15 protein-coding genes are annotated in these 14612 nt (G+C 36.6%); 5 read left to right on the forward strand and 10 right to left on the reverse strand.

What is annotated here, in order from left to right:
- Window positions 1-8: 8 nt before the first annotated feature.
- The 4 genes from BUA72_RS13225 to BUA72_RS13235 are packed head-to-tail and all read right to left on the reverse strand — an operon-like array spanning window position 9 to window position 2205.
- The gene (locus BUA72_RS13225) at window positions 9-269 is read right to left on the reverse strand and encodes a DUF6520 family protein (RefSeq protein ID WP_072923327.1); all 261 of its coding nucleotides are present in this window, start codon (window positions 267-269) and stop codon (window positions 9-11) included.
- Window positions 270-292: 23 nt separating this feature from the next.
- A complete protein-coding gene (locus BUA72_RS13230) occupies window positions 293-1786 on the reverse strand; it encodes a MauE/DoxX family redox-associated membrane protein (protein ID WP_072923328.1) in 1494 nt (497 codons plus the stop codon).
- Window positions 1787-1809: 23 nt separating this feature from the next.
- Window positions 1810-1980 carry a hypothetical protein gene (locus tag BUA72_RS24485; protein WP_175548901.1) on the reverse strand — a complete coding sequence of 57 codons (171 nt, stop codon included), beginning with the start codon at window positions 1978-1980 and terminating at the stop codon, window positions 1810-1812.
- 3 nt (window positions 1981-1983) lie between these two features.
- On the reverse strand, window positions 1984-2205 hold the full coding sequence (locus BUA72_RS13235) for a hypothetical protein (protein ID WP_139259611.1): 222 nt from the start codon (window positions 2203-2205) through the stop codon (window positions 1984-1986).
- Between the two features lie 324 nt (window positions 2206-2529).
- Here BUA72_RS13235 and BUA72_RS13240 point away from each other — a divergent pair, with 324 nt between their 5' ends.
- The 4 genes from BUA72_RS13240 to BUA72_RS13250 all read left to right on the forward strand — a co-directional run bounded on the left by BUA72_RS13240 (window position 2530) and on the right by BUA72_RS13250 (window position 6380).
- Window positions 2530-4191 carry a helix-turn-helix domain-containing protein gene (locus BUA72_RS13240; RefSeq protein WP_175548902.1) on the forward strand — a complete coding sequence of 554 codons (1662 nt, stop codon included), beginning with the start codon at window positions 2530-2532 and terminating at the stop codon, window positions 4189-4191.
- 334 nt (window positions 4192-4525) lie between these two features.
- Window positions 4526-5374 carry an RteC domain-containing protein gene (locus BUA72_RS13245; RefSeq protein ID WP_072923331.1) on the forward strand — a complete coding sequence of 283 codons (849 nt, stop codon included), beginning with the start codon at window positions 4526-4528 and terminating at the stop codon, window positions 5372-5374.
- A 179-nt stretch (window positions 5375-5553) separates the two neighbouring features.
- Window positions 5554-5730 (forward strand): bacteriocin-like protein, encoded by a 177-nt coding sequence (locus BUA72_RS24845; protein ID WP_410493311.1) that lies wholly within the window; start codon window positions 5554-5556, stop codon window positions 5728-5730.
- 347 nt (window positions 5731-6077) lie between these two features.
- Window positions 6078-6380, forward strand: a complete 303-nt coding sequence (locus BUA72_RS13250) for a helix-turn-helix domain-containing protein (protein WP_072923332.1) — start codon at window positions 6078-6080, stop codon at window positions 6378-6380.
- A gap of 179 nt (window positions 6381-6559) precedes the next feature.
- On the opposite strand, the gene BUA72_RS13255 is transcribed toward BUA72_RS13250, so the two are convergent.
- Both BUA72_RS13255 and BUA72_RS24660 read right to left on the reverse strand, forming a co-directional pair.
- Window positions 6560-7849, reverse strand: a complete 1290-nt coding sequence (locus tag BUA72_RS13255) for a DUF389 domain-containing protein (protein WP_072923333.1) — start codon at window positions 7847-7849, stop codon at window positions 6560-6562.
- A gap of 952 nt (window positions 7850-8801) precedes the next feature.
- Window positions 8802-8948 (reverse strand): FAD/NAD(P)-binding oxidoreductase, encoded by a 147-nt coding sequence (locus BUA72_RS24660; protein ID WP_228407882.1) that lies wholly within the window; start codon window positions 8946-8948, stop codon window positions 8802-8804.
- 384 nt (window positions 8949-9332) lie between these two features.
- Here BUA72_RS24660 and BUA72_RS13270 point away from each other — a divergent pair, with 384 nt between their 5' ends.
- Window positions 9333-9929, forward strand: coding sequence for a Crp/Fnr family transcriptional regulator (locus BUA72_RS13270; RefSeq protein WP_083544212.1), 597 nt, complete (start codon window positions 9333-9335; stop codon window positions 9927-9929).
- Between the two features lie 585 nt (window positions 9930-10514).
- Here BUA72_RS13270 and BUA72_RS13275 read toward each other — a convergent pair.
- The 4 genes from BUA72_RS13275 to BUA72_RS13290 form a co-directional block, all read right to left on the reverse strand.
- Entirely contained in the window at window positions 10515-11369 is an 855-nt protein-coding gene (locus tag BUA72_RS13275) for a heavy metal-binding domain-containing protein (RefSeq protein WP_228407883.1), read from the reverse strand.
- A 37-nt stretch (window positions 11370-11406) separates the two neighbouring features.
- Window positions 11407-11637, reverse strand: a complete 231-nt coding sequence (locus tag BUA72_RS13280) for a heavy-metal-associated domain-containing protein (protein WP_072923335.1) — start codon at window positions 11635-11637, stop codon at window positions 11407-11409.
- 147 nt (window positions 11638-11784) lie between these two features.
- The gene (locus tag BUA72_RS13285; RefSeq protein WP_228407884.1) at window positions 11785-13209 is read right to left on the reverse strand and encodes an MFS transporter; all 1425 of its coding nucleotides are present in this window, start codon (window positions 13207-13209) and stop codon (window positions 11785-11787) included.
- 25 nt (window positions 13210-13234) lie between these two features.
- On the reverse strand, window positions 13235-14584 hold the full coding sequence (locus tag BUA72_RS13290; protein WP_072923336.1) for a TolC family protein: 1350 nt from the start codon (window positions 14582-14584) through the stop codon (window positions 13235-13237).
- Window positions 14585-14612: the final 28 nt, after the last annotated feature.

Consider the following 14612-nt stretch of genomic DNA (forward strand, 5'->3'; position numbering starts at 1 on the left):
TTTCGTTGTTAAGGTTTAAATAAAACACTGCCACACTCGGTAGGGCTTATCGGAGCACGATGAAGAGGTGTTACTCCGTCTGCCGTCCACCTGCAGACTACATTTTGAATGGTGCTGCATTCCTGTCCAACCTGTACGCAGAGTCCCGATTCGGGGTCCATACGATACGTTGGAATAACTGCACCTTTGGTGCTGTTTGCTGCTTTGGTTGCAAAAGCAACGCCTGTGCCCAGTAATACTAAAGCAGCAGGGATCATTAGCTTTTTCATAATAAAAAAATATAAAGTGATGCCTACTCTGTTGTAAGGTTTTCGGCTTCCCCTTTTAATGGTTTTCTAAATTCATATCTGAGTAATTGTTTTCCTGAAATGATATACAGACCCTCAGGGGTTACGATGATATCTTCGACCTTTTGCTTTGGGAGATAAAAGCTTCCGATATATTCATTACGATCTATTCTGTAGATGTCTACGGCCTTTCTTCCTTTACGTAGTCTGGCAGGTTCGAATTTTCCTGGCAAACCCGAAAGATTATAGACGTAGTTTCCGTAAAATGCGGAATTAATATTGACCCTTGTTGGTGGAGCATTCATGATATGAGTGCCATTGGAAAGTTGTGTGATATCCATCTGTGCTTTAGAAATAGGATCAATGGTTGACTGTCTTTTTACGCGGGGCAAACTATCATTAATCATGATAAGCTGGTTTCTGTAGAAATACGTGTATAGAAATTCTCCGGGATGCTGCTGGTTTTCGATCAGTTTGCCATCACAGTCAAAAATACCGTCGATCTGCTTTTCTAAAATTGTAGGAAACAGAGAGATATTGGTTTTCTGTCCGGTACGAAGTCGGGCGATGGTATACTCGTGCGTCCTACTGTCTTGGGTTCGAAGAATGAAGTTAGATGAATCTATTACCGCCAACTGGGAAAAGAAGGCATCGCCCTTGCTGATGGTTTTAGCGGAAGAATCGTTTAATGTACCCCGATAAATGACAGGCACAGTTCCGTCATAAAGATAATAATAAGGATGCTTAACTTTAATCTGTAAACTTTTGAAAGAATAATTTGATTGGTCCGGAATAATTTTGAATGATTCTGTTCGTCTTAGGCCGTAATCTATTTTTGTCAGAATTAAAGGCGTACTGCGACTTCCTAAGTATATTCCCTTATTATCTTTACCGGCAAAATAATAATCACCGTGGTCAAGATCTGTCTTTTCATTTTCTATGATAAAATTTGGCAGAAACTTTCTTGTAAAATTATTTTCCTTTTTGATAATATGTTCGGATTGAAAAAAAAGAATGATCACCATTAAACACGATATGACTATTATAATAGCTGACGAAATAAAATATTTTATCTTCTTGGTCTGCCTATGTTTTTCAATGATAATAACAGAGATCAATGACAGAAAAATGCAGGCAGTATTAAATATCAGATGTTCGGTCCAACCCATTTTCTCCAAAATACCACCGCAGGAACAGGGAACAAAATCACTGTAATTCAAAATAAGATAGATATAAATGGTAAAGGTCGTCATCATACCAAGTGAAGCATACAGCCCCACTAACCGAAGTTTTGGAATAAGCAAAAAACTAACAATGATGATCTCAGTGAGAATTACACTGTATGATATGAATCCTGCAAATGCGCTGAGCAGAGGGGATTGGGCAATTTGTACCTGAAAATTTTCAAAATCCAATACTTTGCTGATGCCTGCATAACAGAATAGCAGAACAAAGAAGTAGGCTATGAGTAAGGCTATGATGTAGGCAATATTTTTCATAATAATAGGGGGTGTATGATGATTTATCCTATCTGAATGAGTTTCCAGCTGACCTTTTTACCACAATAGTCTGGCATTTTGTTGCCTTTGGCAATGGGGCGGGTGGTTTTAAAACTCCCAATACTCTCCCATATGCCGCTGGCAGGACAGGGTAATCCGGTAGAACAGGTGATAATGGAAGTACAGGGAATCATTTTTTATGGATTAAGCTTGATTGGGTTATAAAGCCGCCAGTCCTGTCCGTCCTTTATAGGGGGATCTTTTTCCTGATCGGTGGTATCCGTTTTTGAGCTTTTCTCCATGTGATATGGGCTCAAAGGAATTGGGTCTTTTTTATCTTCTTCAATGCTGTCCGTCTGACGACAGCTTAATGATGTTAGCAGGATTACACTGCTGATGATGGGAATGAACTTTTTCATGATTGTTTTTTTAAAGATTAAAAGTTTTCCCGGCCGGGATCTGATTGAATTCATATTCCAAAATTATCTCAGTTAAAGACATGAAAAAACTGATCTGTGGCAGGCTTTAAAAATTAAGACGTCCCAATTTTTAAATTTTGACAGATATATTTCCCGAAAGACCTATCTGTTGAGTGCAAAATCTTCAATAAGAGATGAAAATCCTAAAAAGAGTTTTTATTTCACATATTATTGATATAAAATGTTTAAATTTGGAAGTCATGTTTATAATATTTTTTTATGACAGCTGCTCGATTTTTTTTATTTGCTCTTTTGATTTATTTTGTGAATTTTTTTCCGCAGTCGGGGAACAAGAGTTATCTAGATATCAGAAGTCAGTATGAAAATCTGGAGAAAAATAATTCGAGTGCCTTACCGGGAGTAAAGCAGTATATTACGAAAGCCAAAAAGGAAAAGGAGTATTCCCGTCTGGTTCAGGGCTATAAAGATGCTGTCTTTTTTTCACCTTCGAATCAGCATAAGATGCTGTATGCGGACAGCACCATTCTGGCGGCGCTGAAATCAGAAGACAAAGATCTAATAAGCATGGCCTATCTTGGCAAAGGGATTATTTATTATTTCAACTTCAAGAAATTTGAGCCTGCCCTGGATGAATATCTCAAAGCCTATCAATATGCCCAGAATACCAGCGATGATTATCTCAGATATAAGGTGAAGTACCATCTTGGGGTTGTTAAAAGCTATCTGGGGTATTATCAGGACGCGTTGGAACTGTTTAACGACTGCAACCACTTCTTTGAAACAAAATCCAAAGAACAACTCCACCCTAATGAAATTTATAATAATACAAGGGGATATTATAACACCCTGCATCAGATGATTGTATGTTATCGGAATCTAAAACAATTTAAAGTTTCGGATAGTCTGGTGAATGTGGCGCTCTCCAGAACATATGATATGAATGAATTTTCTTTGGAGCGTGGATATTTTTTTAAATGCAAAGGGCTTTTAGAATACAATCATAAAAATTATAAAGCAGCCATATCTGATCTGGGGCAATCGCTGGATCCGATTTTGAAGGCGAAAGATTTTGCCTGGGCCTCTGTGGTATACTATTACCTGGGAAAAAGCTACAGTGGTTTTGATGAAGCCAAAGGTCTGAAATATCTGATGAAGGTGGATTCAATTTTTAATACCCATCATTTCATATTACCTGAAGTTAGGGCAAGTTATGAAGATCTGATCAAGAGCAGTAAAAAAGAGAAAAGTTTGGAAAAGGAGCTGTACTACACCAAACAGCTGCTAAAAGTTGACAGTGTCTTAGTTAGGGATTTTAGTTATTTGTCTCCCCGGATTCATAAAGAATATGACACCAGATTACTCATTGATAAGAAAGATCAGCTTGAAAGGAAAAGTAAGGGAAGATTGATTTCAATGATTGTATGTATTGCTTTGGCTTTATTTTTCTTAGGAATGTTCATTTTCCGATATTATAGGGAGCAAAAGGTGCAGCGGAAATATACTGAGCTTCAATACAAATTAAGTGAACAAGGATTGAAAGTTCGGGAAAAGAATGAAAAGCTGAAAGCGGAAGGCGAGCAGAGGAAAAGTGTCCTTACTGCTGAACAGATCCAGGATTTATCATCTAAACTTAGCCTGTTTGAAAGCAATAAGGGGTTTGTCAAAAAAGGGCTGACCCAAAATAAGCTCGCCTTGCAGTTAAATACCAATACGTCGTATTTATCTAGCTATATCAATGAACAAAAGAAAATGAATTTTAACCGGTATATAGGGGAGCTTCGAATTTCATATATTACCCAGCTTTTAAATTCCAATAGAAAATACCTGAACTATACCATTGAAGCGCTGGCAGAAGAATGTGGGATTTCTTCGAGACAAAATTTTTCAGATCTTTTTTATGAAATCAATGGAATCAGACCAAAGGATTTTATCAGGAAAAGAAAAGAAGAACTGGAAGAAAACTGATTTTACTGTCTGTCAATTTAAATATCTGTAAAGACTTTTCTTGCAGGCCTGAAGAAGTACTTTTGTTCTATTTACATAATAGTTTATTTTTCCATATGCTAGATTACAATCAGGAATACAAAAGCCTCCCGGGGCACGAGAGGCAAAGTGTAAATTTTTAGAAGTATGAAAGTATTCAAGTATATAAATGTAAAAAGAGTTTTAAATAAGAGTTTATGATTCAAGTCATAAACTGAAATTCTGCAGGTCTTTCCGAAAATAAAACTACGAGTTCGGTAGAAAACGGATGTTTCTCTCTGATATTTTAAATCTTTGTAATTTTCTAAGAAAAGACATGGTAACAAAGACATTTTTTAGAAATCTATCTGTACTCCGGCAAGATGTAGAACAGCAGATTGTAATAGTAACAAATCAATATGATGATATTATGACATCATCTGAGATCATACTCCTGATACTTGATGAAAGTATAAGGAAACTTAAAAAGCTGGTCAAGAATTTTACCTTTGAATCTGTTGCTGATGAGGTTTATTTTTTTAAAGATCATAAGCCCTACTTTATTTCCAGGTATATCTATTATTCCAAAGTATTGAATACCGAGACCTCCAAACCGGTAGCGGGCGATAAAGCATTGAGAAAATTTTATCAGGCAGAACTGTTAAAACTCAGGAGGTATTATTCTGATCAGGCTGATTTTTACAATTACTGCCGAAGAAAAGCGACTTATCTGGATCATAAGTATTTTACCAGAAAATCATACGATTTAAAGATGAAACTTTCCTCAAGCATATACAACCTTGATGAAGATTTTACAACCTCTCATGACCATAAAATAGCTGTAATACAGGCTAATGAGCTGCTGGAAGATTACCTGATAAAATCAATCCGCAATATCGGGCAGGAAACAGTGGTAAATAGCGGGGAAGTAGGAAAATTAATATGGACATCTTCAAAAGTGTCACTGATAGAGCTGATGTATGCACTTCACAGGACGGGTTGTTTTAATGGGGGTAATGTTGATTTCAGTGAAGTCGTAAGATTTACAGAACGATCATTAGAAATTGATTTAGGCAATTTTTACAAGACCATTGGTGAAATTAAAAGCAGAAAATATACTAAAACTAAATTTTTGGAGCTATTGAAAGAAAGCCTTGAGAAGGCTTTAACGGAAGGAGAAGATTAATACCGTATCCCCTTTCAATTTTTTACCGTCAAAGCGGGCTGAGATTTGCAACAGCTGTTTCATAAAAATGCGACACTTACTTTTAAATTATTCACACTTATTAATTGAAGGTTTGTTTTGATCAAAAACTCATTCATTTTTGTATAGCAGAAAACAAAATAACTTAACCATATATGATTATGAAAAATCTAAAAAAACTTTCAAGACAAGATCTAAAGAATGTAAAAGGAGCATTAAATGCTATTTTACCTTTACAAATAGGATGTGTAGTAAGATGTGTATGCACCAGCACTGTTGACGGATCTCCGTTTATTGGAATATGTGATTCAAGAACTGGACTTTGCTGCTCTGCCTGATTTTTTGGTTCTGGAGAATAATTGCCGATTTTGACAAGGATAGCAGTTTGACATTTTTACCAACTTCAAATTTAAAAAGCCTTCCCTATAGGAAGGCTTTAGCGTATCTGAAAATCAGTATATCTGTTTGATTGTTTGAATATGTCTTAGCTTTATTATTCATTGCTTGATTGAGTATATGATGTCCCGTTTTAACCTTAAGATCAATTGGAATCCCGTTGAGATAATTTTTAAAAGTGTAATATTGATGGTATTCGGAGAAGAATCGTACGGTAGTACCGATGGGCTACCGAAGGAAATTCATGGTATTTGCTAAACTTTGTAAGAGCCATTAAAACAAAAGTATTATGAATATTGATAGAATAGAATTCATTTCCTGGATGGAAAGAATTATGACAAGATTTGACATTCTTAGTGAGAAGTTAAAAGAGAATAAAAACGAGTTAAACAGTATTGATGGAGAGCAGCTGCTGGATAATCAGGATGTTTTACAGCTGCTTAAAATAAGTTCAAGATCCCTGCAGCGCTACCGTTCTGATAAAAAATTACCTTACTATACCATCAGTGGTAAGCTGTATTATAAACTCTCTGATGTCCATCAGCTCATCAGAGACAGCTTTAGTGCAGGATGCCGAAGATCCTATCAGTAAGCATCCTCGTCTGAACAGAAATGTGAACCTATACAATTGAAATTTTTGAGGTTTATTATTGTCAAGAGGATGCTGTCATTCATCTGTTTTAAACAAGAGAAGCAATGTTGTCTTGTATAATTCATTTTTATTAACCATTATTATAGGTATTGAGCCCATCTTTTTTTTATGAGCTGAAATTATTGTTTAGTTTCATTTTGTACAACTTCAATATTTTCTTCATGTAGTCTTTGCCTTAACCAGCTTTTGAGTTGTGGCTCATTTATATTTTCGCCTGAATAAATGATTGCAAATTGCAGCTTCATACTGTCTGTATGAGGATACTGTTCAATCTTCCCGTAAGAAATTCTTTTCATATCAGGATATAAAATCTGTAATTCCTTCATGAGCGTGGAGTCAGAGATTTTATACATGTCGAGCTGCTGCCTTAGTTGTGAAATGGCAATGTCTTTTTCAGAGATGTGACGGTCAGCTTTGTTGATTTCACTTAAAATCTCTGATTTAAGATCTGATGTGTTCTGTCTTATATTCAATTTTGTATTGGACAGACCGCTGCTGATAAGCATTTTATTATAAGCTTCAACTTCAGCCGGGGTAAACTTTTTATTAATAAAAGCAACATCAATAGTCCTGGGATTTAAATGATAATTGATCTTTTTATAAATCACGGTATATCCATTGTTGTCAAATTCCTTCTGTATAAACTGTTCAGCGGTTTTGGTAAACTTTTTTTCATTATAAAGGTTATAAGCCAGGTAAAAGCTTGGTACAATCATGACGATCATTAAAAATGAAATACTGTAGCGAATTCTTTTTTCATATTTATTACCGATAAGCGAAGATGGATACTTAAGATATTTTACAACCAGAAATGTAGCGATACAGATAAAAAAACAGTTAATGGTATAGAGATAGAATGCTCCAAAAAAATAAGAAAAATTAAATGTAGCCAATCCAAATCCTGCAGTGCACAGAGGTGGCATCAGTGCTGTAGCGATGGCAACTCCGGGAATGGGATTTCCTTTCTCTACCCGCGTAATGGCAATGACCCCAACCAGACCTCCAAAAAACGCAATCAATACATCATAAATATTAGGAGATGTCCTTGCCAATAACTCAGACTGGACATCCTTAAAAGGACTTAAATAGAAATAAACTGCAGAAACAAGCAGACTCACCACAGTAGCTATAAGGAGATTTTTAATAGATTTTTTAAGTAAGGGGAAATCATCTGTTCCCAGTGCAAATCCCGCCCCAACAATGGGTCCCATTAAAGGGGAGATGAGCATGGCACCGATAATTACTGCCGTTGAATTTACATTGAGTCCTACTGAAGCTATAATTATAGCACAGGCAAGAATCCAGAGATTTGATCCCCTGAAAGAAATGTTGGACGTAACGTTATCCAGTACTTTATCCTTTTTTTCTTCGCCATTATGGAGATTGATAAAATTTAAAAAAAAATTCATTATATGTTATTTTTCTGTTTGATATATAGATGCTAGTATTGATCTATGATTTGCACTCTACATGGAGCACATCAATGTTTTTCAGTGCCTTTATAATCAAAAATAAGGTTTTTCATTCTTTTTGACTGTAAAGAGATTCGCATTACTAGCTTATTTCCCTTTTTACCTCAGAAATAAATCACGTAAAAGAAAGAGTAGAGTAGCAGGTTTTAAAACAAGCAATAATAATTGAACTCAAATAAATGAATGATATTTTTTATTAAGGTTGTGGATGTTACTGTATTAATTGTATGGCGAATAAATTTTAAGAATGTAAGTCTTTTTTTTAAATGTTTTGAGAAGCAATCTGACACGACCACAGATTCTGTTACAACTTACTATAATTTAGGTACTCTGGTTATTCCTTTTCTTCTGAAATTTGTCAGACTGAATATAGTATCAGCGCTTTTAACATCTATCTAGCTTCTTCGGTATTTATACCAGAAATTATACCAGTTTATAAGTATCAAATTGTTGAGAAAATAATGTGAATTAAAAAGATTAAATAGTATGCAGACTATATTAAGATCCAATGGACTGATTGGCCAGGAGCTTGCCTGAGAAGTAAAACTAAATTTTACTTCAGACATTTGTGTGATCAGCAGACATGCGAAAAAAATAAGCTATACAGATGTGAAATGTTCTCAGCAGATTATAGGATGTTTTTTGTGCCATTGTAGGGAGCGCATCAATCGACAGAGATTGGAGAGATTGAGTTTTATTTCAGGATATTCTTTTTACACAATATATTTTCCCATTTCTGCAAGCATGCCTAGTTCTACACCTGTAGGATCACCACCGGCGATTGCTATATTCTAAAGTCTTTCTGCCATTTTTATATCTTTATTTCTTGCTGCTTGTTCGAGATTGAGCAGTATATGATTTCGTAAGTACAGAGCCTCCTGGATATTTTTCATAGGAAGAGCATATTTCTGTACATTCTCCATTGCAAAAAAGTAGATTCAGTTCCCAGGGCGAGCACTAAATAATCATATCGTAAGTTTCCTGTATCTATCTCTAATACATTGTTTTCAGGATCAACTCCAAGAAGGCTTTCCATGTGAAAATTTACATTTTATATCTAGAAAATAATCTACGGAAAGGATAACTGATATTAGATGCCTGAATAAAAGACGTACCAACTTGGTAAATAAGGGGGAGGAAAACATGGCAATTATTCTTATCAGCCAGAGTGATAAGAAATCTTTTATCATTATTTAATGATTTTATAAGATTTCCTCTTGTGCAATTTTCATTTTGTTTTTTTATTTGGAGCAGATAATATTTGTTAAAGTTAGCAAACGCTATTCTCCTGTATTATTACTTCGATCATAATGAGATTGTTTTTTTTTAATAACAATAAATAAATATGGCTTGTTTTTTGATATTGAAAAAAATAATTTTTACTAAGAGATTCATTACTTAACTTTAAAACTTTTAAGATATGATCATCCGTGAAGACCTTTTATTAGAGTATGGAGGCAAATACGAAACCTATTCTCCTAATGAAATAATTTTTACTGAAGGGAGCCTCCCAAAATTTTATTTTCAGATTGTTAATGGTGTTGTAGAACTTAACAACTACCATCAGGATGGCAAAGAATTTACCCAGAATATTTTGTCTGATGGACAGAGCATTGGAGAGTCACTGCTCTTTAATGAAAAATCTTATCCTATGAATGCTATTGCAAAAACAGAGTGTACCCTTTTAAAAGTACCTCGGGAGGATTTCTTTTCTCTTATTGGTCAAAACAGAAATGTTATGATGGATATGTTTAAATGTATGGCCGACCGGCTCTATTACAAATATTTGATGCTTTTTAATATTTCATCTTCAGACCCTCAATTCAAAATCAAAACAATTATTGATTATTTAAAATCAACCCAGTGCAGCGATAATAACCAAACTTTTCAAATACCCTATACCAGACAACAAATTGCCAATCTTACAGGGCTACGTGTAGAAACGGTAATAAGAACCGTAAAAAAAATGGAGAGCGAGAATATGGTGAAAATAGAAGGTAGAAAAATACTGTACTGACCTCAAAAAGCAATACCGATTTGGAACATTTATTTGTATTTATCCACCATAATAATGTATAAATTGGCTAATCTTTGTTACGATTAACGTAATGATAGGAGAATATACTTAATGTTTGATCTTCCATCTGTATATAGGTATAAGTTCTGCCGGATGATGAAGGAGTATGTGTATTTCAACATTACTCTCATTCTTGTAGCATCTGAAATTTTCCTGATAAACATCAAAAAATGACTTTATTGTGAGTACACAACAGAAGCTGAAATAAGCTACTATAATAAGAAATATATATATATTCATATTGTAGTGAATTGTCGTGAAGAATAAATAAGCATTAATATGAACACGTTGTGTATTTTAAAAACTATATTAATAATCAGTAATAGTAAGCTCAAAAAGCATGAAGAAAATTCTCCATGCTCCTTAAATAAAAAAGGTAAATGCAATGATTATAGGTATATTCGAAAACGGAATTGACCACCTCAAAATCAGGATTCAAATATTCTCTATATGGCTTAACGTATATTTTGAAATGTTTTTTTTTGCTAACTCCCGCTAACCATACTTTTTAATCAATCGCATTTATTACTGGTGTCCTTGGTGCATTTCTTCTTTCTCTGTTTTTTTCCCCTCCGGGACATCAACCGTGAAATCCGCGGTATGCACCTTTCCATCTATTTTAAACTGTACCCACATTCTGTAAGTACCAGAATTTTCAATGTACGTTTCTGAATAGATAGGAAAACGTTCATCTGACACAGGATGAATATGAAGGAATTCTTTATCCTTTTCACTGATCATGACGATATGAGCAGATGCTCCCAGATAAGGCTGCAGATTATTTTCCTGCAACTTCTCTCCACCTTTTTTAACGGATATTTCCAGAGATTGTGTTCTGCTAGTTTTGAAATCATTTCCATTTTCAAGTGTCACTATGTAACCATCAACTTCTGAAACCCAAGGATGAGACACCTTCTGGTTACTTGCTCTATAATTGCCCTGCACGTCAATTTCCTGTCTGTTGACAACCTGCGGCGCGCCACTTGGTTTAAAATCGGCAAATAAAAGGTACTTACCTCCATTAGGAAAGATCTCTGTGATCACATAGGTGCCATCTGCCTGTTCTTCAGGATGGATATGGCGGAACCAGGTTAGATCTTCACTGACTGCCATTAAATGTATTTTCATTTCGTGAGAAATCTCTAACGGTACATTCTGACCTTTTTCTTTGATGGCAAATGTCAATTGTGTTGGTATTCCTGCTTCCTTAGTTTTTGGGAAAGTGCTTAGCTGTACCTGATATTCATTTGAATTCTCCTGATCGGCAGCTTTCAGGTCCATTCCGCATTTTGGACATCGTTCTCCCTGTTGGCCTGTTACTTCAGGATGCATAGGGCAGGTATACACATTTTTATGATCTGTCTGATGGGCATTTTTCATATGCTAATGGGGTTTTACTGATTAATGGATTCTCTTTTTAAGAATCGAGAGGCTCTATTTTAAAGCCTGCTTTTTGAACAGCTTCTATAACTTCCTGTTCGCCAATGCCTTCTGTGGATATGGTAAGTACTTTATCTTTATGATCGATATCTACTTCCCAATTGCAAACGCCTTCGGCATCATTTAGAAATGGAGTTACTTTTGTTAAGCAACCACCACAGTTGATATTAGTCTTGAACTGAAAATTTTGAGTGTTATTTTTTTCCATTGTTTTTAAATTTTAATTGTTTTAATGATACAAAGGTGAGCAAAATAAGGGTGCTGCTTTTTGCGCTATTTTCGATTTGATTTGTAAGATTTACTGATTTACAAAAACCGGACTTCAAACACATATCTGAAGTCCGGCCGTCATTAGTTACTTAAGGGATTTGATGGAAAAAGCAGCAATGATAACAGCAATTGCAGAGACAACAGCTGCTGATAAAAATGCAGTTTGAAACCCTTCGTTAAGGGCAGCAGTATCAGTAGCTCCAGCGATTTTAACAGCATTGGTTTTTGCCGCTGAAATAGCGACTACAATAGCCAGACCCAAAGCTGAACCCACCTGATAACTAGTATTCACCAGCCCGGAAGCAAGTCCTGTTTCTCCAGGCTTGGCACCAGACATTGATGCAATAGTCCCCGGAATATAGGCTAATGACATTCCTAAGGCACCCAGTAGAGAAGCTGGCAGTACATTAACCAGGAATGTTCCATCCGGAGGTATGATACTAAACAGGAGAAGGGAAGCTGTAAGGGCCATCAATCCAGCTATCAGATTGGTTTTAAAACCAAATTTAGCGACCAGTTTGCCTGTAACGCCTACCATCAGAAGCATGATCGCAATGGTCATGGGCAATAATGCCAATCCACTGTTGAAGGCTGAATAATGTAAGGTCTGCTGCAAGTAGAGATTCAGAAAGAACCATAAAGGGATCCACGCTGCCGCCAATAAAGCCATGACCAGGTTACCCGGTGATAGATTGGGAACTTTGAATATACTAAGCGGTACCAAGGGTTCCTTTTTCTGCTTTTGGATCACCAGGAAGATGATCAATAACAGTATGGAAAGGGCCAGCAGTCCAATAGTCTGCATAGATTTCCATCCTGCACCTTCAGCTGATACGATTGCATAAACGGCCAATATCAATGCTGCTGTTGCAAAAATGGCCCCTGTGATATCCACTTTTCCTTTTTGAGTACTTCCTTTAAACAGAAGATTTTTGCTAAAAAGCAACACTGCAATTCCGATAGGAATGTTAATCAGGAATACCCAATGCCATGAAAGCCATTCGGTAATAGCTCCGCCAAGAAAAACTCCCGCAGAACCACCAGCTGCCGCAGACGCACCCCAAAAACCTAATGCTTTATTGAGTTCTTTGGGGTCGGTAAATTTAGAGAGGACCAAAGTAAGCGCTGCCGGAGCGATCAGGGCAGAACCTAAGCCCTGCAAAGCCCTTCCCGTATTCAGTGCTGCTTCTGACCAGGCCACACCTGCCAAAAGAGAGGCACCGGAAAGGATACCAAAACCCCACATAAAAATCTTACGCGGACCAAACAAATCAGACAAACGGCCACCAAGCAGTAAAAAACCGCCGAACAGAATAACATAGGCATTAAAAATCCATTGCAAACCACTTTGAGAATAACCAAGGTCTGCTTTTATGGCAGGCAGGGCCACCCCGATAATTGAGGTATCCATAATTACTATAAATTCTGCTGCGCACAGTAAAAAAAGGGCCGACCAGCGTTTGCTGTATGGGACTGTATGGCCCATGGTCTGTGTTGTATCTGTTATCATTTTTTTTATTATTTATTAGGTTTAATTATAAGCTCAGCAATCCAAGAGCATGTTGCAGCTGTACGTGGAGAATCCGTAGATGATAGACAGCATTCAGGTAGTTGATCTGGGCCTGGGTCAGCGCCAGTTCGGCATCTGTAAGTTCAAGCCTTGAACCCAGGCTGTTCTGAAAACGGGATTCGACCATTTTATGATTTAACTCTGCAGATTTTATCGTTGTTTCATGGATGTCAAGCTGTGTAAGGGCCTCTTTCCATTTGCTGATAATCGTGGCGAGTTCAGTTCTGACCTCATCTTTTAAATCATGGAGCCGTATATCTTCCTGCTGTGCTTTGATCTTTGCCTGACTGATCTGAGACTGTACACGGTTGCCGTTAAAAATAGGGACACTCAGTTCTATGCCCACAAAAGAAGTTTTTGGCCATGCATATTGACTGAATTTAAAATCATCAGCCTGCAGCTGTACCTGATATTGACCTATAAGGGATATCTGTGGCAATAGTTTTGCCTGAGTAGCCTTTAATTTTTTTTCTGTGAGGTGTATCATCAGTTTTTGAATCGTGATATCGTTCCTGTTTTTCTCAGCGATACCAAATGCTTCATCCACCTGTTGAAACTCACTTTGGCTTGTCTCTATACCAAGCTCAAGCGGATCGGTCAATTCAATTTCGACTGGTTCTTTCAATCCGATCAGTCTTTTGAGTTCAATACCGGATACATCGATGCTGTTTTTTAAATAGGATATAGAGGATCTAAGATTTTCCACCGCAATGAAGCTGCTCAAGGTATCTGATTTTAAACCTCTTCCCTGGGCCAGCAGAGAGCGGGAATCTTTTAGTGCCCTGATATTCCGTTCAAGGCTTTGCTCGAATGAACCAAGCTGGCGGTTCATCATCAGTATATCAAGATAGCCTGTAGAAATCTTAAGGGCCACACGGCTTTTCAGATCAGCTGTTTTTACATTCTCGATCTTTTCATTAATCGCTGATACTTTCGTCAGCTGATGTTTGACCGGAGCATAAACAGGCTGATATAAGGATATAAATGTATTATAGGTGTTTTTTCCGCCAACAGCGACATCCTGAACCGGTTTGTCGGTACCTGCAAATGAACCCGGGAGAAAGATAACCTGTCTGTCAAAATACCGGGAATAGGCTGCATTGGCAGAAATGCTGGGCAGCAGGCTGCCCTTTGTTTCTCTGGTCATTTCTTTAGCATGGATCTCTTCCAAAACCTGTATCTGTATGGCTTTATTTCCCTGTTTTGCCATTTCCAGGGCATCGGTTAGAGTCAGTGCTCTTTTCTGTGCATACAATCCATTGACACTTTGGGTCAAAAGCACTGCTGTTGCTATATATAAAATCTTTATTTTCATTTTATCTTCTTTGAATTTTACATCATTA

The organism is Chryseobacterium sp. OV279 (assembly GCF_900128945.1).
Classification (GTDB): Bacteria; Bacteroidota; Bacteroidia; order Flavobacteriales; family Weeksellaceae; genus Chryseobacterium.

Bases quoted from the DNA above. Each gene is read 5' to 3' on its own strand.
- BUA72_RS13225 (WP_072923327.1), bottom strand. From the start codon at position 269: ATGAAAAAGCTAATGATCCCTGCTGCTTTAGTATTACTGGGCACAGGC.
- BUA72_RS13230 (WP_072923328.1), bottom strand. From the start codon at position 1,786: ATGAAAAATATTGCCTACATCATAGCCTTACTCATAGCCTACTTCTTT.
- BUA72_RS24485 (WP_175548901.1), bottom strand. From the start codon at position 1,980: ATGATTCCCTGTACTTCCATTATCACCTGTTCTACCGGATTACCCTGT.
- BUA72_RS13235 (WP_139259611.1), bottom strand. From the start codon at position 2,205: ATGAAAAAGTTCATTCCCATCATCAGCAGTGTAATCCTGCTAACATCA.
- BUA72_RS13245 (WP_072923331.1), top strand. From the start codon at position 4,526: ATGGTAACAAAGACATTTTTTAGAAATCTATCTGTACTCCGGCAAGAT.
- BUA72_RS24845 (WP_410493311.1), top strand. From the start codon at position 5,554: ATGAAAAATCTAAAAAAACTTTCAAGACAAGATCTAAAGAATGTAAAA.
- BUA72_RS13250 (WP_072923332.1), top strand. From the start codon at position 6,078: ATGAATATTGATAGAATAGAATTCATTTCCTGGATGGAAAGAATTATG.
- BUA72_RS13255 (WP_072923333.1), bottom strand. From the start codon at position 7,849: ATGAATTTTTTTTTAAATTTTATCAATCTCCATAATGGCGAAGAAAAA.
- BUA72_RS24660 (WP_228407882.1), bottom strand. From the start codon at position 8,948: ATGGAAAGCCTTCTTGGAGTTGATCCTGAAAACAATGTATTAGAGATA.
- BUA72_RS13270 (WP_083544212.1), top strand. From the start codon at position 9,333: ATGATCATCCGTGAAGACCTTTTATTAGAGTATGGAGGCAAATACGAA.
- BUA72_RS13275 (WP_228407883.1), bottom strand. From the start codon at position 11,369: ATGAAAAATGCCCATCAGACAGATCATAAAAATGTGTATACCTGCCCT.
- BUA72_RS13280 (WP_072923335.1), bottom strand. From the start codon at position 11,637: ATGGAAAAAAATAACACTCAAAATTTTCAGTTCAAGACTAATATCAAC.
- BUA72_RS13285 (WP_228407884.1), bottom strand. From the start codon at position 13,209: ATGATAACAGATACAACACAGACCATGGGCCATACAGTCCCATACAGC.
- BUA72_RS13290 (WP_072923336.1), bottom strand. From the start codon at position 14,584: ATGAAAATAAAGATTTTATATATAGCAACAGCAGTGCTTTTGACCCAA.